Here is a 21760-nt window from a genome sequence, read left to right as displayed (position 1 = left end):
CACATGTCTGAAAGAAAGGGAACAGAAATAAAAGGCGCATAAACGCATGCTGGATGGTAAAATTAGCTGGAGAAACAGTTATCGGAGGGATGTTTGTGTTGAAAATCGGAGTAATTGGGCTGGGGGATATCGCCCAAAAAGCCTATCTGCCTGTTTATAGCCAAATAAAGGATGTAGATTTTCATTTTTATACGAGAAATCAGGACAAGTTAAAAGCGATTGGCGAGCAATACCGATTTAGCCATCTTCATTCTGATTTGGAATCACTTGTTAATTGTGGAATTATTGGGGCCTTTGTTCATTCCTCAACATCTTCTCATGAGGAAATCGTCAGCTGGCTGCTTAACAGAGGTGTACATGTCTTTGTGGACAAGCCGATCACGGATAATTATGAAGGTGCAAAAAGGCTGGTGGAGCTAGCCGAGGAGAAGGGACTGACCCTTATGACTGGTTTCAATCGCAGATATGCTCCTTCTTATAAGCGGTTAAAGAAAATTGTCCAGCCAAACATGGTCATAGTACAGAAGAATCGTCATAATCTTCCCGGCGAACCCAGAAACTTTATTTTCGATGATTTTATTCATGTTGTTGATACGATGCGTTACCTATCGCCTTATCCTATTGAAGAACTGCTGGTGAATGGCAGGTTTGAAAATGGGACCCTTTATCATGTTGTAGTCCAATTTATTTCGCAAGGCGGAACAGCGATTGGAATTATGAACAGAGACAATGGCACAAATGAGGAAATTGCTCAAGTCATGGGTCCATATGAGAAGGGAACAGTATACAATGTTTCGCAATTGATAATTTCAAAGGATATGGAAAATTTCGAAGTGAGGAGCAGCGATTGGGAGCCGACGTTGGTTAAGCGGGGATTTCAGGAAATGGTCAATGATTTTATCCAGTCGATGGAATCGAACACCAGCCCTGAAATTACAGCTTGGGATTCACTGGAAACGCATGAAATTTGTGAAGAAATTATTTCAAAGTTATTAAAAAATAGAAACGTATTATAGAGAGAGTTTTTCGTAGCATCATATTTCCCTAAATAAGAAAACCGGGCAGTTGCCCGGTTTTTTGGGAGAAAAGGGGGATTCCTCTATAGTTAAATTTCAATACCTAAGCTCTAACAGCTTAATTTCCATGTTGAGATGTAATTCAATTTTTAAATAAAAGAAAATAAAAAAAGTGTCCGGTTTCCTCGTCTTTTAGCGGGACACCAGACACTAATATAAACAATTTAACGAATACCCTTCATGAAACCTTGAATTTTCGGTGCAAGCATAAAGAGAATAATACTTAAGACGATAGAGGCGCCGCCGATGACACCGAAATACATCATTTCCGTTTCAGGGGTGTAAAATTTAACAATCTGCGCATTAACAGCTTGTGCTGCTGCATTGGATAAGAACCATAAGCTCATCGTTTGCGCTGCGAAGGCTTGAGGTGCTAGTTTCGTTGTAGCAGATAAACCTACAGGCGATAAGCACAGTTCGCCAAGTACGCAGACAAAATAACTAAGTACAAGCCATAATGGATTTACTAAAGAATTCGATCCGCCAAGGTAGGCAGGCAATAGGATGATCAAGAATGATAACCCAGAGAACAATAATCCTAAAGAGAACTTTTGCGGAATAGACGGTTCATATTTTCCTAATCTTACCCATAGCATCGCAAACACTGGCGCTAAAATAATAATAAATAATGGATTTAAGGATTGGAACCAGGCCGGTGAAATAGTCATTCCAGCAAAGTTGAGCTGTGTTCGTGTATCTGCATAGTTGGCAAGAATGGTTGAACCTTGCTCTTGAATTGCCCAGAACATAACTGACGCAATAAATAATGGAATATAAGCAATGACACGAGAACGTTCCACAGCCGTCGTTTTAGGGCTGATATACATTCTAATAAAATAAATAGTAGGAATCAGTAAGCCAAGGATACTAACAATAGTAATAAAGACCGGGAAAGTTAAGATTCCTTTTGGAATGGTAATGAAACAAATAATAGCAATAATTACAATAGCTAATCCGAAGTAAGTAAAGATCTTTTTCTTTTCAGCAGGGGAGAGCGGGTTTGCAACAATGGTTCCGGCAAGACCAAGATTATTTTTCTTGGTAAATACGAACACTAGCAAACCTAGGAACATACCTACAGCTGCGATACCAAATCCTAAGTGGAAGCTGGTATCCATGATTGTCTTGGAACCAACGATTAATGGTGCAAGGAATCCACCTAGGTTAATCCCCATGTAAAAAATACTAAAGCCGGCATCACGACGGTTATCTGTTTCACTATACATTTCACCGACTACACTTGATACATTAGGTTTTAATAATCCTGTACCGATGACAATTAATACCATGGAAACAAAGAAAAAGGCAATACTTCCTGGAATTGCAAGGGCAATATGGCCAAGCATGATAAGTATGCCGCCGTAAAAAACGGCTTTTGACGTACCAAAGACACGGTCAGCAAGCCATCCACCAATAATTCCGGACATATAAACAAGAGAACCGTAAATCGACATAATGGAAAGTGCCAAGGTCTGGTCCATTCCCAGGCCGCCCTTAGAAACTTCATAGTACATATAGAAAACTAGGATAGCTCTCATTCCATAATAAGAGAAGCGCTCCCAAAATTCTGTAAAGAACAGTGTGAATAACCCTTTAGGATGTCCGAAAAATCCTTTTTGAGGTACACTATCCACAATTTTCTGTCTATTAATATTCGACATCAAATTACCTCCTTTTGTTATTCTATAATACTTTTATATTTTAGAATCGTCAAAAACTTTTTTTAAATCCTTGAATAGAAAGTAACTAAAAACATTGATAATTCAATGTTTGGGAATAGGCTGAGTGGAAAAAGAAAGTTTTTTCAAAATAATATCTGTATTTTGAATCATACAACACTCAAACTAATAGAAGAAAAAAACCAGATTGGCGTAAAGACAATCTGGTTTTTTGTAAATTTTATTGGTTTCGGTTATATAGGATTCCTAGTAAAACTAACATCACAATGTCTAGTTTTGCATAAAAAGCAAATTGCAGCAGGTTAGAGTTTAAATATGGAAGCTTTGTGATTAGAATGGCTGCAATTATAATTGCAATTAACGGGATCACCGCTGTTCTAACACACTTATTTAGCAATACCAAAATGCCGCAGCCAATCTCAAGAATAATCACCAGATGGAGCATCATCTCAGGATACGGCAATCCTAGGCCAATAAAATGATTGGCTGTTTCCGTATTTAACAATTTCATCAACCCGGAAATAACGAAAACATATGCGACCGCATATCGAATAAGCTTCATAGTTGATAAATATCGCATGTTCATCCCCCTTTGTACAACTTTATGCACCATGAAGGACAAACAATACTAAAAAAGTGGTTTAATAAAAATGGTGTCAGGCACCAATTTTAGTTGTTGACCTTGACGTTGCGTAAAGGTGTATTGTTGGTTATAGAGGAGGTGATGGTTCAGTGGAGTATACAGTGCAGAAGCTGGCAAGTTTGGCGGGTGTGAGCAGCAGAACTTTAAGGTATTATGATGAAATTGGCCTTCTTAAGCCGGCTAGAGTGACTTCGTCGGGTTACCGTATATATGGTCAAGCGGAAGTTGACTGTCTGCAGCAAATCCTGTTCTATCGTGAATTAGGTTTAGGTCTTGAGGATATTAAGGAGATCATCACAGACCCCGCATTTAATGCCCAAAAGGCGCTTACAGAACATCGGAAAAAGCTCCTTGAAAAGCGTGAACAACTTAACCAATTAATTGCGAATGTTGAAAAGACAATTGCTCATTCGGAAGGGAGAACGGAAATGTCTGATAAAGAAAAATTTGAAGGCTTTAAGAAGAAAACGATAGATGAGAATGAAAAAAATTTCGGAGAGGAAATTAGAGAGAAATACGGCAGTGATACGGTTGACCTCTCAAATGCCAAATTTCTAAAGATGACACAGAAACAATATGAAGAGGTCACAGCTCTTGCAGAACAAGTAACGAAAACCCTTACGGAAGCCATGAAAACTGCTGATCCTGCAGGAGAGTTAGGGCAAAAAGCAGCTGGTCTGCATAAAAAATGGCTTACCTATTACTGGAACGAATACAGTAAGGAGGCCCATGCAGGTCTCGCGAGAATGTACGTAGAAGATGAAAGATTCAAATCCTACTATGACAAAGGACAACTCGGGACAGCCGAATTTCTAAGAGATGCCATTCTTATTTATACCGGATTTAAACAATAATATTATATGGGGCCTGCCCCCACTGTGGTACTGAGTTATCCATAGTGGGGGCAGGCATCTTTTTTTAGGTCTTTGTGACTAGGCGGCGGGTACCTTTTTTATATATATAACCAATTTTGAGTTTTTTTAGAAAATGTTGTATGATATAATTGTCATAATATTTATTATTTTATGATATTTTCACGAAGTTATATTATAACGATTAGGTAGGTGGAAAAGTGAAAAATGAACCTATTCTACAAATACAAGATTTAAAGGTTTCCTTCCAATCAGGCAAGAAGTTCCTTCCTGCTGTGGATGGAATCAGCTTTGAATTAAGAGAAGGAGAAATTCTCGGGATTGTCGGCGAATCCGGGAGCGGCAAAAGTGTCACTTCACTTGCAGCGATGGGCCTAATACCAATTCCGCCTGGGAAAATTGAGAATGGTGAAATCATTTTTGATGGAAAAGATCTTAAAAATATTTCTGAAAAAGAATGGAGAAAAATTCGAGGTAACCAGATTTCAATGATTTTCCAGGAGCCAATGACGTCTCTCAATCCATTATTTACAATCGGCAACCAATTAATGGAAGCTATTCGCTTACATACTAAATTTTCAAAAACAGAAGCAATTGCCCGCAGCATCGAGTTATTAAAGCTAGTGGGAATTCCAAGGGCGGAAGGAATTCTAAAAGAGTATCCGCATCAACTCTCTGGGGGTATGCGTCAACGTGTGATGATTGCGATGGCAATGGCTTGTAATCCAAGAGTGTTAATTGCGGACGAGCCGACAACTGCCCTTGATGTGACCATTCAGGCACAAATTCTTGCATTAATGAAAGAGTTGAATCAAAAAACCAATACCTCGATTATTTTGATTACCCACGATTTAGGTGTCGTCGCCGAAATCTGTGAACGGGTAATCGTCATGTACGCCGGACAGGTAGTAGAGCAGGGAGACGTACGAACCATCTTGAAAAACCCACAGCATCCTTATACGAAAGGATTATTGAAATCGGTTCCAAATTTAAAAGAAAAGAAAGAACGACTTTATAGTATACCAGGAACAGTTCCGACACCGGGAAGTATATTACAAGGCTGTCGTTTTGCTGCTAGATGTACTGAAGTATTTGAAAGGTGCCGATTAGATGCACCTGATTTATATAATTTGGAAAAAGACGGACATGAAGTGCGCTGTTTCCTACATACATTGAAAGAGGGGAGAGACGAACATGTCGGAGTTACTTCTTGAAGTAAACGGACTTAAAAAGTATTTCCCTATAACTGGCGGAGTATTGGGAAGGAAACAAGGAGAAGTAAAAGCGGTTGATGACGTTTCTTTTTATGTGAAAAAAGGTGAAACCTTGGGCATAGTTGGGGAATCCGGATGTGGCAAATCGACAACCGGCCGCCTTTTGATGCGTCTAATAGAAGCAAGTGACGGTTCTATTATTTTTGAAGATAAAGAGATTACCAAGATGTCAAAGTCGGAATTACGTAAAGTCCGCCGAGACATTCAAATGGTCTTTCAAGACCCTTATGCATCCCTCAATCCTCGGCACTCCATTGAGCAAATTTTAGAAGAACCCTTAATTGTCCATGGAATTGGGACAACGGAGGAGCGCCGAAAACGAGTGAAGGAAATGCTCGAGGTTGTTGGCTTGAGCAGTTACCATGCTAAAAGGTATCCGCATCAATTCAGCGGCGGACAGCGTCAGCGGATTGGGATTGCGAGAGCACTCATGACCAAGCCGAAACTGATAATTGCGGATGAGCCAGTCTCGGCTCTTGATGTTTCGATTCAAGCTCAGGTGCTTAATCTAATGAAAGATATTCAACAGGAATTTCGGCTAACCTATATCTTTATCGCCCACGACTTAGGTGTTGTCCGGCACATCAGCGACCGGGTAGGCGTGATGTATTTAGGTAGATTAATAGAATTAGCTGAGAGTGAAGAACTATACGATACTCCATTACATCCATATACAAAAGCACTGCTTTCCGCTGTCCCAATCCCGGACCCCGATTTAAAGAAGAATACGATTTTAATAGAAGGGGACCTTCCAAGTCCGGCAAATCCTCCGTCTGGTTGTGCGTTTCATACAAGATGCGGAGAGTGCTTGGATATTTGTAAAACAACAAGACCAATAGAGCGTGTTCTTAATGGTCATTATGTTGCCTGCCATTTATATAACGAGTGATGGGCGGCATTTATGATATTAAAACAAAAAAATGGGGGGTAAGAAACTAAATGAAGAACAAAATGTTAAAAATGCTGCTAATTTCTTTATTAGCCATCAGTATGTTCCTTGTTGGCTGCAGCGACAAATCGAATTCCAATGCTGGCGATAAAGAGAAGCCGGCTGAGGGCGGCGCTCCTGCCAAAGATACGCTTGTCTATGGCCGCGGCGGTGACTCTGCTTCGCTAGACCCAATCACTACTACTGAAGGTGAAACTTTCAAGGTTACAATTAATATTTTTGAAACTTTGTTAAATTACGGCGAGCAAGATACAACAATTCATCCGGGCCTTGCTGAAAAATGGGAAGTTTCTGATGATGGCTTAACCTATACCTTCAATCTGCGTCAAGGGGTAAAATTCCATGACGGTACTGATTTTAATGCCGAAGCAGTCATCTTCAACTTTAATCGCTGGATGAATGGTGATGCAGAGAAATTCCCATATTACACAATGTTTGGTGGATTTAAGAAGGACGAAGGCCATGTGATTAAGGAAATTAAAGCAATTGATGATCACACAGTACAATTTACTTTAAAAAGACCTCAAGCACCATTCTTGAAAAATCTTGCTATGTCCATGTTTGGCATTGCCAGCCCGGCAGCCCTTGAAAAATATGGCGACGATTTCAGAAAAAATCCAGTTGGTACTGGTCCATTCAAATTCGTTGAGTGGAAGGCAAATGACAAGATTGTCATTGAAAAGAACACTGAATACTGGGATAAGAGCCTTCCTAAGTTAAATAAAATCATTTTCCGCGTCATCCCGGAAAATACGGCACGTCTTAATGCCCTTGCAAATGGTGAAATCGACGTAATGGATGGTTTAAATAATTCAGATGAAGCAACTGTAACGGCAAATGATAAGCTGCAAATCATCGAACGTCCATCCATGAACGTGGGTTATCTAGGTCTTACAACTACTCGTAAGCCGTTTGATAATAAGCTTGTTCGTCAAGCAATCAACCATGCTATTGATAAAAAGACGATTATCGATGCATTCTACGGCGGTAAAGCACTTGCTGCGAAAAACCCAATGCCTCCTTCGATTGAAGGATACAACGATGCGATTCAAGAGTATCCGTATGACTTAGAAAAGGCAAAAGCATTACTTAAAGAAGCTGGTCTTGAAAAAGGTTTTGAAATTGACCTATGGGCAATGCCTGTAGCACGGCCATACATGCCTGAAGCACAAAAGGTTGCAGAAGTTATTCAAGAAAGCTTAAGCAAAATTAATATCAAAGCAAACATTAAATCGGTTGACTGGCCTACTTATTTAGATAAGGCAACCAAAGGTGAGTTTGATATGTTCATGCTTGGCTGGACTGGAGACAACGGTGACCCAGATAACTTCCTATACACATTGCTTGATAAAGACAGCATTGGAGCCAATAATAATGCACAGTATAGCAATGATGAACTGCATGATATTTTAATAGAAGCTCAAACGATTTCTGACCAAGAAAAGCGTAACGAGCTTTATAAGAAAGCGCAAGAAATTATCCATGAAGATGCTCCATGGGTGCCGCTTGTTCACTCAACGCCGCTATTGGCAGCAGCTAAAGATGTGGCAAATTACCTGCCGCATCCAACTGGTTCTGAAGTATTAAGTAAAGTCGAATTCAAACAGTAACTGTGTTATGAGAGGGGAGGTGACTTTACCTCCCCTTTTTCCAACAAGGATTTGTATTTGGAAATAATTACAGTGATAATCCGCGAGTTTTTGGATAATATCCGCGATTTACTGCATTTATCTGAGAATCAGAAATCATAGAAATAATTCAAAAAAGAGGTGAGGAAGTTGCTAACCTATACAGTCCGGCGAATACTTTCATTAATACCTGTTTTAATCGGCATGACCTTGATTGTATTTGCAATTATCCATGCCATCCCGGGAAACCCAGCACAGGTAATTCTTGGACAAAGGGCCACAAAAGAAACAATCGCGGCACTGACGAAACAATTAGGCCTTGAACAGCCGTGGTACATACAATATTTTGATTATATTAGTGCCCTCCTGCATGGAGATTTAGGAATATCACTTCGGACAAGGGGTCCAATCAATCAGGAAGTTTGGCCATATCTGGCAGCAACAATGGAGTTAACGGTAGTTGCTATCATTATTGCTGTTATTATCGGCGTCAATGCCGGAATCATCAGCGCATGGTTTTCAAAATCATGGTTTGATTATGCCGCGATGGTCTTTGCTTTAGTTGGCGTCTCGATGCCAATTTTCTGGCTTGGTTTAATGGGACAATGGGTATTTTCAATTGAATTAGGCTGGCTGCCGACAACGGGGAGAGAGAACCCCAGAGACCCTGTTACATCGATAACGAATATTTATTTGCTTGATACACTTCTGCAAGGAAGGTTTGATCAATTTAAAATAGTTTTTCAGCATTTGATTTTACCTAGTGCTGCCCTTGCAACAATCCCAATGGCGATAATTGCCAGGATGACACGGGCAACGATGCTTGAGGTCATGAGATCCGATTACGTTCGTACTGCTAGAGCTAAAGGCTTGAGAATGTTTTGGGTGGTGTACAAGCATTCATTAAAAAATGCCATTATTCCTGTTCTTACAGTTATCGGTCTACAAACAGGTCTGCTATTAGGTGGAGCGATTTTAACAGAAACGATCTTCGGCTGGCCTGGGATAGGCAGATATTTATATGATGCTATTAATTTCCGTGATTACCCTGTTATCCAATCTGGGATTCTGATTATCGCTGCAATCTTCGTTCTAATCAATTTGATTGTGGATCTATTATATGTTCTTATCGATCCGCGAATAAAATTTACTAAATAAGGGGGGACCGTTAGTGGCAGAACTTGCAAAAAATACAGCTGATATACAGACGACGATACCAGCTGAAGAAAAGTTTATACCTCCGTGGAAGGAGGCATGGCGGTCCTTTTATAAAAATCGTTTAGCCGTCATCGGTCTAGCAATTGTTATCTTTTTTATCATTATCGCCATCATTGCCCCGTGGATCGCTCCATACGGCTTTAAAGAACAAGTCATGTCCGAGCGGATGCAGGCCCCTTCAAGCAAGCATTGGTTTGGTACGGACGACTTCGGACGCGATATTTTTTCCCGGGTGCTGTATGGAGCAAGAATTTCTTTGTGGGTAGGGTTTTTCTCAGTTTTAGGCTCTGTAGTAGTTGGCACGTTCCTAGGAATTGTGGCAGGATACTACGGCCGCTGGGTGGATACGATTATTTCGCGAATGTTCGATATTATGCTGGCTTTCCCTAGCATTCTATTGGCGATTGCCGTTGTCGCGATTCTTGGTCCGTCACTGCAAAACGCTTTAATCGCGATTGCTGTTATCAATGTGCCAAACTTTGGCCGGCTTGTCCGCTCAAAAGTGTTAAGTGTTAAGCAGGAAGAGTACATTATGTCAGCGCGTGCGATTGGGATGAAGGATTCTCGGATTCTCTTTCGCCATATTTTACCGAACAGTATTTCTCCGGTAATAGTTCAGGCAACACTTGCTATTGCCACTGCAATTATTGAGGCAGCAGCCTTAGGCTTCCTCGGTTTGGGCGCCCAGCCGCCGACACCAGAGTGGGGGAAAATGCTGGCCGATTCCAAGAACTATATAACTAACGCCCCATGGACATTATTTTTCCCAGGTATGGCCATCATGCTGACAGTGCTTGGATTTAACCTGATGGGGGACGGATTGCGTGACGTGCTCGATCCGAAAATGAAAAACTAGATGAAAAGACTCCATAACGGGGTCTTTTTTATGTGATGCTGATATGGAGAGGGGTATCTTGTGTGTATAAGGAGTTATAAACGACCGAGAGAGTGAAAAAAATGGGTCGCACGATAGCGTATAAAGGTTATAGGCGCTCGAGAGCAAGCAAAAAAGAGTGTTAGGGTAGCTTATAAGGGGTATAGGCGACCGAAAGCGATGAAAAAAGAGTAGGTGAGTAGCTTATAAGGGTTATAGGCTACCGAGAGCAAGCAAAAAAGAGTGTAAGGGTAGCGTATAAGGGGTATAGCCGACCGAGAGCAAGCAAAAAAGAGTGTCATGGTAGCGTATAAAGGTTTTAGGCGACCGTGTCTCTAAAAAAAGGAGTTGCTCGGTCGCGTATAAAAGGTAAAGTTACACTAGGCAATAAAAAAGGAGTGCAATCGCTCAAAATAGGTTTTGTCATATATAATCAGAAGATTTATAATTACCTAAAGATTGTTCTTTGAAGCAGGAGGAATTTAAGTGAGTAATAAAAACAAAAGTATTGTATTAATAGGCTTTATGGGGGTTGGTAAGACGACGGTCTCCAAGCGGCTTTCAGAAAAACTTAATCGTGAATTTATCGATATAGATGAAGAAATAGAAAAAGAATTCAATATACCGATTCCGGAAATTTTTCAGAAATTTGGTGAAAAGGTATTTAGAGATAAAGAAAAAGAGTTAATTACAAGAATTACTAAACAGGAAAGTAAAATCATTTCCGTCGGCGGGGGCGCATTCTTGCAGAATGATATCAAAAATGAATGCCTGACAAACTGCACAGTCATTTATTTAAATATTTCATTCGAAAACTGGAAGGACAGGCTCAGTCTTATCATCGACAGCAGACCAGTACTGCAAGGAAAAACAATCGAAGAAATGGAAGGGCTTTTTAATAAGAGGAAAGCGATCTATTCTGATCATCATTTACAAATTGAAGTTGATCACAAGAATCCAGAAGAAGTCGTAAATGAAATTCTCCTAAAGGTGGAATAGATATTATGAAGAAAACCATTAAAGTCCGCGGCATCACCATCGGTGAAGGAGCCCCGAAAATTTGTGTACCAATGGTTGGAAAAACATTAACGGAATTATTAGATGAAGCAAAAAGGTTAAAAACAATTGATTTGGATATTGTGGAGTGGCGGGCAGACTTTTTTCAACAGGTTGATGATATACAAAAGGTGAAAGACGCATTAAAGCAAATCCGAGCGATTCTTTCCGACACACCGATAATATTTACCTTCAGAAGTGCAAAAGAAGGCGGCGAAAAGGAAATCAGTCCGGGATATTATATGGAATTGAATAAAGCAATTATTGAAACCGGCCATGCTGACATCATTGATGTTGAATTATTTAATGAAGAATCTCTTGTAAAATCATTAATCCAATCAGCCCACTTAAATAATGTATTTGTCATTATTTCTAATCATGATTTTGAGAAAACCCCTCCAAAAGAGGAAATTGTGGCACGTTTAAGAAGAGCTCAGGAATTAGGCGGGAATCTTCCGAAAATTGCCGTCATGCCGACTTGCCAAGAAGATGTACTGACTTTGTTGCATGCAACCAATACAATGTATACCCAATATGCAGATAGACCGATAATTACTATTTCCATGGGAAGCATAGGCGTGATCAGCCGCCTGGCCGGTGGAACATTTGGTTCCGCACTAACATTTGGTTCTGCTGGAAAAGAATCGGCTCCAGGACAAATTGCTGTGTCGGAACTAAGAAAAACATTAAATCTTTTAACGTACTAATTATTAGTAAATATATAAAAATATAAAAAGACTGCACAAAAAAGGACAACTTTTTTTTGTGCAGTCTTTTTTTACCAAAAATGAAAACGGTACCAATAGAAATGCAATTCTATTGGTGTGAATAAAAATAAAATTTTATAAATATTTATAAATATCCGTTGAATAATTATATACATGCATGTATAATAATTCATTATTAAGCAATGCGTAGGAGTGAAAAAATTGAAAGCTGCAATTATCGGTGGTACAGGGTATGGGGCGATTGAGTTAATTAGGCTGATTAATCAGCATCCATATTTAGAGGTTGGATCGGTTGTATCGAACTCTCAAGCAGGAAACAACTTCAGCGACAGCTATCCGCATTTGTCAGAAATAATGGAGCATCCATTGGAAAAATTTGATGTGGACAATATAGCGGCAAATAATGAAGTTGTATTCTTAGCAACTCCATCAGGTGTGAGCAGCAATCTTGTTCCACAGCTAATGGAGACAGGAATTAAATGCATTGACCTATCAGGTGATTTTAGGCTAAGGTCCACAGAACAGTACGAAACATGGTACAAAAGGACTCCAGCCGATAATAAATATATTAATCAAGCGGTATATGGATTAAGCGAAATTTATCCAGAACACATTAAAAATGCTACTCTAATTGCTAATCCAGGCTGTTATCCAACAGCAGCAACTCTTGGACTCCTGCCAATCTTAAATGGCAATATCGCAGATCAAGAATCTATCATCATTGATGCAAAATCTGGAGTATCCGGCGCTGGAAGAGGACTTTCCTTAACCGCTCATTATGCCGAAATCAATGAAAACTTGAAAGCTTATAAACTTGGGGCACACCAGCATATTCCAGAAATCGAACAGGTCCTCTCTGATGAGAGCGGCAGCCAAATCGCAGTTACCTTCACAACCCACCTGGTTCCAATGACCAGAGGAATTATGTGCAGTACGTATCTTAAGTTAACTGAAACGATTTCAACTAAGGAAGTTGTAGAATTATACAATGAATTTTATAAAAATAAACCATTTGTTAGAATCAGGCCAGAAGGAACGGTTCCGGCTACAAAAGAAGTCCTTGGAAGCAACTATTGCGACATAGGTCTTCATGTGGACCAAAGGACGAACCGGCTGACAATCATCTCTGTCATCGACAACTTAGTCAAAGGAGCTGCCGGGCAGGCAATACAAAATGCGAATATCATATTTGGTTGGGATGAACGAAGCGGTCTAAACCAATTACCAATGTATCCATAAATAATGTAAACAAAGGAAGATAAAGGGGGAATTAGAATTGGCACAGGCAACTACAAGTAAAGAGATTGTTATTTTAGCAGAGGAAAGTGTCACATTACCTAAAGGGTTTAAAGCAGGCGGCTTACACTGCGGCTTAAAAAGAAAACGCAATGATTTAGGTTATATTGTATCTGAAGTTCCCGCGACGGCTGCTGGAGTGTATACAACGAATGTATTTCAAGCAGCACCGCTTGTGGTTACACAAGAAAGTATTGCGAAAGAAAATAAAATTCAGGCGATGATTGTCAATTCCGCTAATGCCAATGCGTGCACAGGAGAGCAAGGGCTAAAGGATGCCTATGAAATTCAAAACAATTTTGCCGGTGAACTCGGGATTCAAAATCACTTGGTAGCGGTTACCTCAACAGGTGTGATTGGTGAATTACTGCCAATGGAAAAAGTTAATACGGGCATTAAACAGATTTTAAATAAAGAGCATGAAGGTGTTAATAACTTTCTTCAAGCCATTCTAACAACGGATATCGTGGTGAAACAGATTGGTGTTCAATTGAATATTGACGGAAAAACTGTCAGCATTGGCGGTGCTGCTAAAGGATCTGGCATGATTCACCCAAACATGGCGACAATGCTTGGATTTGTGACAACAGATGCAAACATTGCACATGAAGATTTATCAAATGCCCTAAAGGATATCACAAACCAAACCTTTAATATGATAACGGTAGATGGTGATACAAGTACAAATGACATGGTCGTTGTTATGGCAAACGGCATGGCAGACAATGAGCAGCTGACAAAAGACCATCCTGATTGGGAAGTTTTTAAAACAGGCTTGAAAATCGTTTGTGAGTCACTGGCAAAAAAGATTGCCCGCGATGGTGAAGGGGCGACTAAGCTGATAGAAGTGAAAGTGGATGGAGGCTTTAGTCAGAATGCGGCACGAGCTGTAGGCAAATCCATCATTTCTTCTAATCTTGTAAAAACTGCTATCTATGGAACGGATGCAAACTGGGGCCGTATCGTAACAGCTATTGGCTACAGCGGGGTGCCGATTGAGCCGAACGCGATTAAGGTTTCACTAGGCTCTATTCCGGTTTTTGAAAATGGTTTACCAATCCCATTTGATGAAGAAGAAGCAAAAAAATACCTAGAACAAGAAAATGTTCAAATTCATGTTGAATTAAATCAAGGTGAATACAGTGCCACCGCCTGGGGATGCGATTTAACCTATGATTATGTGAAAATTAATGCATCCTACCGCACGTAAGAGGGGGACATTCAATGAAATATTTAGTGATTAAATGCGGTGGAAGTGTATTGGAGAATCTGCCAAGATCATTTTATCAAGATGTCATTTCACTACATCAATCGGGAGAATGGACGCCGATCATTGTACATGGCGGCGGTCCATTAATCAATCAATTATTAAAAAGCTTGAATGTTGAAACCAGCTTTGTGAACGGACTTAGAGTAACGAATCAAGATGTTTTAGATATTGTTGAAATGGTATTAAGCGGAATGGTCAATAAGCAGGTAGTTCGAAATATTATCGAAGTTGGCGGAAATGCCATTGGTGTCAGCGGAGTAGATGGCAGCCTGCTGCAGGCAGTTCCGACAGAAAACTCCAAACAGCTGGGATTTGTCGGTGACGTTGTCGGTGTAAACGTGAAAGTAATCGAAGGGGTTATCGGGCAAGGATACATACCGGTTATTTCTCCAATCGGTATTGATGCCAGCGGGCAGCGCTATAACATAAACGGTGATATTGCCGCTTCAGCGGTTGCCAAAGCATTGGGAGCGAATCTTTGCTTCATCAGCGATATTCCGGGGATTTTAGTTGAAAAAGACGGTGTGAAAAAGAAGATTGATAAGGTATCAAAATCAATTATTGAAGAAATGATTGAAAATCATACAATTTACGGCGGTATGATTCCAAAAGTAAAGGCAGCTATTGATGGGCTTGTTCATAATATAAGTGAAGTGGCAATCATTAACGGTTTCGAGAAAAATAGCTTGTTAGATTATACGAACGGTAAAGAAATTGGCACAAAAATTGTGTTAGAAGAGGGGATTGCGTGATGGTAAACAATACTACAGTCTCTGAAATATCGCCAATTATGGCTACATATAGCCGTTTCCCAGTCACGCTTGTAAAGGGAAAAGGAAGTTATGTTTGGGACGATCAAGGGAAACAATATTTAGATTTCACTTCAGGAATTGCAACCTGTAACCTAGGGCATGTTCCTGATGTTGTGAAGGAAAAACTGGAAGAACAGCTGCAAAACCTTTGGCACTGTACAAACCTTTATCATATTCCGAACCAAGAGAAATTAGCGGGATTACTTACAGCAAATAGCTGCGGGGATCAGGTATTCTTTTGCAACTCTGGTGCTGAAGCAAATGAAGCCGCTATTAAACTTGCGAGAAGATATGCCAACAAAGTAAAAGGAAAGGCATCTTCTGAAGTCGTAACCTTTCAGCAATCCTTTCATGGCAGAACATTAGCCACACTGACGGCAACCGCTCAGGAAAAAATCCAAAATGGATTCTTTCCGTTAATGCCTGGGTTTAGTTATTTACCCTATAATGATTTCGAATCCCTTGAGGTCCTAAATACAAAGAAACCTGCGGCCGTTCTTTTAGAACTTGTTCAAGGTGAGGGTGGAGTGATTCCTGCAAATCAAGAGTGGGTGCAAAAACTAGCTCAGATTTGTAAAGAAAACGACATACTTTTAATGGTTGATGAGATCCAAACAGGGATGGGCAGAACGGGAACATTATTTGCCTATCAACAATTTGGAATTGAACCAGATGTAATTAGCCTTGCGAAAGGACTTGGCTCTGGATTCCCAATTGGCGCTATAATAGCCAAAGAGGAAGCTGCGAAAGGCTTTGAACCAGGGAGTCATGGAAGCACATTTGGCGGTAATCCGCTGGCAACCGCTGCTGGTTCGGCAACTGTTACACATCTGGTTGAGAGCGGTGTGTTAGAAAACGCAAAGGAAATGGCAGCTTATTTAGATTTACAGCTAAAAAGTTTGAAAGATAAATTTCCGATTATCAAAGACATTCGCGGTAAAGGATTATTAAAAGGTATGGTTGTAGAAATGAACGCAATCGAAGTTGTTCAAAAAGCAATCGCTAATCACCTGCTTATTTTAACTGCCGGACCAAATGTCATTCGTATTTTACCGCCATTAACGGTAACGAAAGAGGAAATTAATGAGTTAATCGATAAATTGGAACAAACATTCCAAAGTATGGAGAAAGGCGAGTGAGAACGAATGGCACAAGGATATCTTACTTTGGAAACGGGAGAAGTTTTTGAAGGTGTACTGATTGGTGCGGAAAAGGATTCTCTTGGTGAAGTGGTGTTCAATACAAGTATGACCGGATATCAGGAAATCATCACGGACCCTTCCTATGCCGGGCAAATCATTACGTTCTGCTATCCTATCATCGGTAACTACGGTGTCAATGCGGTAGATGATGAAAGCATTGCTCCTGCACTATCAGGAGTGGTGATTGGCGACCTATGTGAAACACCGAGCCATTTTCAGTCAATTGAAAAATTCTCCGAAAAACTGAAATCTGCAGGGGTACCCGGCATTGCTGGAGTGGATACGAGGCTTCTTGTCAAAACGATCCGCAGCCGCGGGACTGTTAAAGGGTATTTAAGCAAAACTAAAGGAACGGATTTTGCTGCACAAGATCAAACTCCTTTTTGGATAGAAAAAGTCTCAGTACAAAATCCTCAATTTTTCCAAAACAATGGACCGCATGTGGTATTAGTAGATTTCGGCTACAAAAAATCCATCCTTACGGCGCTCTTAAATGAAAACTGTGCGGTAACGATTGTACCTTTTAACACCACCTTTGAAAAAATTAAGTCTTTAAACCCAGATGGTGTTCTATTTAGTAACGGACCTGGAGACCCAATGGCACTGCAAAAATGGTTCCCAGAAATTAAAAAGATCAGCCAGTATTATCCGACGCTGGGAATTTGCCTAGGTCATCAGTTAATCGCCCTTGCTTACGGTGCGAAAACCGAAAAGCTCGCTTACGGGCACCGAGGCGGCAATCATCCGGTTAAAGAAATAACTACCGGTAAAGTAAAAATAACCGCACAAAACCACAGCTATGTTGTTATGGACGAAAGTATTGATGGCAAAGTATTCGATGTTACCTATCGGAATATAAATGACCGCTCGATTGAGGGCTTAAAACATAAACACTATCCGGTTCAAACAGTTCAATTTCATCCGGAGGCACATCCGGGACCAAGTGATACGGAATATATTTTAACAGGATTCGTTAAACAGATTGCAGCATTGGGAGAGACGCAATATGCCGTTAAATAAAAGATTAAAAAAAGTACTTGTAATTGGATCAGGCCCGATTGTTATTGGGCAGGCAGCAGAATTTGACTACGCCGGTACTCAGGCATGCATTGCATTGAAGGAAGAAGGCCTCGAAGTGGTCCTTGTGAATAATAACCCGGCGACTATTATGACCGATGAAGCTGTCGCCGATAAAGTTTATATTGAACCATTAAATGTTGCGACGATTGAAAAAATTATTCAAAAAGAGAAGCCTGATGGTGTAATTGGTACTCTAGGCGGGCAAACCGGCTTAAATTTAACAGTAGAACTTTTTGAACAAAAAATTCTAGCGAAATATAATGTTGAACTTCTGGGAACATCAGTTGAGTCAATTAAAAACGGTGAAGATCGTGAACGGTTCCGTAATTTAATGCTGGCTATTGGCGAACCTATCCCGGAATCTGCCATCATTCAAAGCTATGAGGAAGGCGTTCAATTTGTAAAAGAAATCGGGTTTCCAGTCATCATCAGACCGGCATTTACGCTTGGTGGTGAAGGGGGCGGTTTCGCCTATAATGATGAAGAATTAGAAATGGTGCTGAAAAAAGGTCTAGCTGCAAGTCCGATTCACCAAGTCCTTGTTGAAAAAAGCATCAAGGGCTGGAAGGAAATTGAATATGAGGTCATGAGGGACGCAAATGATACATGCATCATCGTTTGCAATATGGAAAACATGGACCCAGTCGGCGTACATACAGGAGACTCCATTGTAGTTGCTCCATCGCAAACGTTAACAGATGTGCAATATCAAATGCTCCGTGACGTTTCTATCAAAGTTATTAGAGAACTTGAAATCATCGGCGGCTGCAACATTCAGTTCGCACTGCACCCTGAATCCAACCAATATTATATTATTGAAGTAAATCCACGGGTAAGCCGTTCATCAGCACTTGCCTCAAAAGCGACCGGTTATCCAATTGCCCGGATGGCCGCAAAATGTGCGATTGGCTACCATTTAGATGAGATTGTAAACCCGATAACAGGCAATACCTTTGCCTCATTTGAACCTGCGATTGATTATATTGTTGTGAAGCTGCCGCGCTTCCCATTTGATAAGTTCCCAGAAGCTGACAGGACGCTCGGAACACAAATGAAGGCAACAGGTGAAGTCATGGCAATTGACCGGACATTTGAAGGAGCGCTTAATAAGGCGGTACGCTCAATGGAAATGAATGTATACGGGCTTTGCCGTGGGGCCAATCACTCTTTGACAGATGATGAACTATTTGAACTGCTTGAAAAAGCTAACGATCAAAGGCTTTTTATCATTGCTGAAGCGTTTAGAAGAGGTATCTCACTTGAAAAAGTCCATCAATTAACTGAAATTGATTCCTGGTTTTTACACAAAATCACTTCAATTGTTGGAATGGAGAAAAAATTAACTTCCTATCAGTGGGCCGATGTGCCGAATTCTTTATTGGTACAGGCGAAAAAGACTAATATAGCCGATAAACTTTTAGCCCAAATTTATGGAATTCCCGAAAAACAGGTTAGAAATAAATGGAAAGAACTTAACGTTAAACCGGGTTATAAAATGGTTGATACATGTTCTGCGGAATTTGACGCTGTAACTCCTTACTATTACTCTACTTATCACGGATTTGATGAAGTTGAGAAAACTGATGCAAAAAAAATCCTTGTTATTGGATCCGGTCCGATTCGCATCGGCCAAGGGATCGAATTTGACTATTGTTCGGTGCATGCGGCCAAAGCGATTAAGAAACATGGCTATCAGGCCGTAGTCATTAATAACAATCCGGAAACAGTAAGTACCGATTACTCAGTTGCCGACCGCCTATACTTTGAACCACTTGCGGTTGAAGACGTCCTTCAAGTGATTGCCAAGGAACAGGTTGAAGGAGTATTGATTCAATTCGGCGGGCAAACCGCGATCAATCTTGCACGTGACCTTGAAGAAGAAGGCATCAACATTTTAGGGACGACAGTTGATAATGTGGACCGCCTTGAGGATCGGAAAGAATTTTACCAGCTGCTTGAGGAATTAAACATTCCACATATAGAAGGAAAGACCGTTAATCATGCTGAGGAATTAGTTGCCGCGGCGGCTGAATTAGGCTACCCGGTTCTTGTAAGACCGTCCTATGTCATAGGCGGGCAGGCGATGTTTACGATTTTTTCTGAACAGGAACTTGCTGACTATATGCAGCAGCTTGAAAATAATCCAAATGAAAAAATGTGGCCGTTATTAGTAGATAAATATCTACCAGGACTGGAATGCGAGATTGATGTCATTAGTGATGGTGAAAATATTGTGGTTCCTGGAATCTTTGAACATATTGAAAAAGCAGGCGTGCACTCCGGTGATAGTATTTCTGTATTTCCACCAATTTCGATGTCTCAGGAAGTGAAAAATACTTTAATAGATTATGCAGGTAAAATTGCTAAAACTGCACCAGTCATTGGAATGATGAATATCCAATTCGTAATTTATGACAATCAGGTGTATGTGTTAGAAGTTAACCCGCGTTCATCAAGGACAGTGCCAATCATCAGCAAGGTAACTGGAATTCCAATGATTGAGTTGGCCATAGCGGTTCAATTAGGGGTTTCGTTAAAGAATTTGTGCGACACAACAGGCTTACAGCCGGAACCTTCATATTATTCCGTAAAAGCACCGGTTTTCTCTTCAGGTAAATTGAAAGGTGTGGACCATGTTCTTGGACCGGAAATGAAATCAACCGGTGAAGTGCTGGGGATGGGATTAACCTACTCTGAAGCGCTTGATAAAGCAGTACCTGGTTTAGGTGGAAATCCAGCAGCAGACTTTCTATTTTGCTCGATTTCAGATCGGGAAAAGCAGTCCAGTCTTCCAATTATCCAGGAGCTTGCAAAAGAGTTTAAGATTGCGGCAACAGAAGGAACAGCTGTCTTTCTCCAAAACAAAGGGGTTGCGGTAGAAAAGGTAGTAAGCGATGAAAACGATGTTAACGAATTGTTCCGAAGTCAGATTTTAAGAGCGGTTATTAATATCCCAAATCAAGGACGAAATAAATTGAAATTTGGTTTCCATATTCGTGAGCAAGCAATTCGCTACAAGGTGCCGGTTTTCACCCATTTTGATACAGTTCATGCAATCTTTGAAATGAATAAGGATTCTTTATCAGAAATAAGTATTCGGACGGTAAGTGAGTATTACAATAAAGAAGAAGAGAGAGGTGCGATTTATGTTGGGGGTAACTAAATTACAAGTAAAACAGAAGGATTTTTTACAGCTGGCGGATTTTTCAAGTGAAGAAATCCATTACCTGCTGGAAGTGGCGCAAGAAATGAAGGCACAGCAAAAGCAGGGAATTCCACATCCGCATTTAAGCGGTAAGGTGCTGGGGATGATTTTTGAAAAGTCATCTACCCGTACAAGGGTTTCCTTCGAGGTCGGCATGCTGCAATTAGGCGGACATGGAATATTCTTGAACTCAAAGGATCTGCAGCTAGGAAGAGGAGAAAGTATTTCGGATACCGCAAAGGTGCTCTCACGTTATGTGGACGGCATTATGATTCGTGCGAATAGCCACAAAGAGGTTAAGGAATTGGCAGAGCATGCGACAATCCCAGTTATTAATGGATTAACGGATGTGCACCATCCGGTTCAAGTTTTAGCAGACCTGCTGACAATACTTGAACATAAAGGAAAGCTTGCTGGATTAAAGCTTTGCTATATTGGTGACGGCAATAATAATATGGCTCATTCTTTAATGGAAGGCGCTGTAAAAGTAGGTATGGATATTACCATTGCTAGTCCTCCAGGATATTTGCCAAATGGAAAAATTACCGAAAAGGCAATTGCTGACGGCAAGCAGACTGGAGCTTCTGTTATCATCACGAATGATCCAGTGAAAGCTATCAAAGATGCCGATGTCGTTGTTACGGATGTTTGGACCAGTATGGGGCAGGAGGAAGAAACAGCTAAACGCTTAAAGGATTTTGCTTCTTATCAGGTTAACAAAGAACTTTGCCAGCATGCGAAAGCAGATTTCCTCTTTTTACATTGCCTGCCGGCCCACCGCGGGGAGGAAGTAATGGCAGAAATTATCGATGGCCCTCATTCTGTTGTATTTGATGAAGCGGAGAACCGATTACATGCTCAAAAAGCAATTTTAAAAATATTACTAGAAAAATAGTCT

18 protein-coding genes are annotated in these 21760 nt (G+C 40.6%); 16 read left to right on the top strand and 2 right to left on the bottom strand.

Annotated elements, in window-relative coordinates:
- Nucleotides 1-95: 95 nt before the first annotated feature.
- Nucleotides 96-1016 (top strand): Gfo/Idh/MocA family protein, encoded by a 921-nt coding sequence (locus tag IE222_RS18575; protein ID WP_191275472.1) that lies wholly within the window; start codon nt 96-98, stop codon nt 1014-1016.
- A gap of 224 nt (nt 1017-1240) precedes the next feature.
- Here the strand turns inward: IE222_RS18575 and IE222_RS18570 are convergent, their stop codons facing one another.
- Complete coding sequence (locus tag IE222_RS18570; protein WP_191275420.1) at nt 1241-2737, bottom strand: peptide MFS transporter; 1497 nt, start codon at nt 2735-2737, stop codon at nt 1241-1243.
- A 238-nt stretch (nt 2738-2975) separates the two neighbouring features.
- Entirely contained in the window at nt 2976-3335 is a 360-nt protein-coding gene (locus tag IE222_RS18565) for a DoxX family protein (RefSeq protein ID WP_191275419.1), read from the bottom strand.
- 152 nt (nt 3336-3487) lie between these two features.
- Between IE222_RS18565 and IE222_RS18560 the strand changes: the two genes are divergently transcribed.
- From IE222_RS18560 to argF, 15 genes are all read left to right on the top strand, one after another.
- Nucleotides 3488-4252, top strand: a complete 765-nt coding sequence (locus IE222_RS18560; protein WP_191275418.1) for a MerR family transcriptional regulator — start codon at nt 3488-3490, stop codon at nt 4250-4252.
- 218 nt (nt 4253-4470) lie between these two features.
- Nucleotides 4471-5484 carry an ABC transporter ATP-binding protein gene (locus IE222_RS18555; RefSeq protein WP_191275417.1) on the top strand — a complete coding sequence of 338 codons (1014 nt, stop codon included), beginning with the start codon at nt 4471-4473 and terminating at the stop codon, nt 5482-5484.
- Entirely contained in the window at nt 5465-6433 is a 969-nt protein-coding gene (locus IE222_RS18550; protein WP_191275416.1) for an ABC transporter ATP-binding protein, read from the top strand. The genes IE222_RS18555 and IE222_RS18550 overlap by 20 nt, the downstream gene beginning before the upstream one ends.
- Nucleotides 6434-6483: 50 nt before the next feature.
- A complete protein-coding gene (locus IE222_RS18545; protein ID WP_191275415.1) occupies nt 6484-8103 on the top strand; it encodes an ABC transporter substrate-binding protein in 1620 nt (539 codons plus the stop codon).
- A 168-nt stretch (nt 8104-8271) separates the two neighbouring features.
- Nucleotides 8272-9279 (top strand): ABC transporter permease, encoded by a 1008-nt coding sequence (locus IE222_RS18540; protein ID WP_191275413.1) that lies wholly within the window; start codon nt 8272-8274, stop codon nt 9277-9279.
- Nucleotides 9280-9292: 13 nt separating this feature from the next.
- Complete coding sequence (nikC, locus tag IE222_RS18535) at nt 9293-10195, top strand: nickel transporter permease (protein WP_191275412.1); 903 nt, start codon at nt 9293-9295, stop codon at nt 10193-10195.
- Nucleotides 10196-10699: 504 nt separating this feature from the next.
- Nucleotides 10700-11212 carry a shikimate kinase gene (locus IE222_RS18530; RefSeq protein ID WP_223282800.1) on the top strand — a complete coding sequence of 171 codons (513 nt, stop codon included), beginning with the start codon at nt 10700-10702 and terminating at the stop codon, nt 11210-11212.
- A gap of 5 nt (nt 11213-11217) precedes the next feature.
- Entirely contained in the window at nt 11218-11976 is a 759-nt protein-coding gene (gene aroD, locus IE222_RS18525; RefSeq protein ID WP_191275410.1) for a type I 3-dehydroquinate dehydratase, read from the top strand.
- 222 nt (nt 11977-12198) lie between these two features.
- Nucleotides 12199-13236: an N-acetyl-gamma-glutamyl-phosphate reductase gene (argC, locus tag IE222_RS18520; protein WP_191275408.1), complete on the top strand. Its 1038-nt coding sequence runs from the start codon at nt 12199-12201 to the stop codon at nt 13234-13236.
- 37 nt (nt 13237-13273) lie between these two features.
- A complete protein-coding gene (gene argJ / locus IE222_RS18515) occupies nt 13274-14503 on the top strand; it encodes a bifunctional ornithine acetyltransferase/N-acetylglutamate synthase (protein WP_191275406.1) in 1230 nt (409 codons plus the stop codon).
- Between the two features lie 14 nt (nt 14504-14517).
- On the top strand, nt 14518-15315 hold the full coding sequence (gene argB / locus IE222_RS18510; protein WP_191275404.1) for an acetylglutamate kinase: 798 nt from the start codon (nt 14518-14520) through the stop codon (nt 15313-15315).
- Entirely contained in the window at nt 15315-16514 is a 1200-nt protein-coding gene (gene argD / locus IE222_RS18505; protein WP_191275402.1) for an acetylornithine transaminase, read from the top strand. The genes argB and argD overlap by 1 nt, the downstream gene beginning before the upstream one ends.
- Before the next feature lie 6 nt (nt 16515-16520).
- Nucleotides 16521-17597, top strand: coding sequence for a carbamoyl phosphate synthase small subunit (locus IE222_RS18500; protein ID WP_191275400.1), 1077 nt, complete (start codon nt 16521-16523; stop codon nt 17595-17597).
- Nucleotides 17584-20820, top strand: a complete 3237-nt coding sequence (gene carB / locus IE222_RS18495) for a carbamoyl-phosphate synthase (glutamine-hydrolyzing) large subunit (RefSeq protein ID WP_191275398.1) — start codon at nt 17584-17586, stop codon at nt 20818-20820. The genes IE222_RS18500 and carB overlap by 14 nt, the downstream gene beginning before the upstream one ends.
- Nucleotides 20804-21757 (top strand): ornithine carbamoyltransferase, encoded by a 954-nt coding sequence (gene argF / locus IE222_RS18490; RefSeq protein ID WP_191275396.1) that lies wholly within the window; start codon nt 20804-20806, stop codon nt 21755-21757. The genes carB and argF overlap by 17 nt, the downstream gene beginning before the upstream one ends.
- Nucleotides 21758-21760: the final 3 nt, after the last annotated feature.

The sequence above is a fragment of the Neobacillus kokaensis genome (assembly GCF_014656545.1).
Taxonomy (GTDB): Bacteria; Bacillota; Bacilli; order Bacillales; family Cytobacillaceae; genus Neobacillus; species Neobacillus kokaensis.
This window is presented reverse-complemented; position numbering and strand designations above follow the sequence as displayed.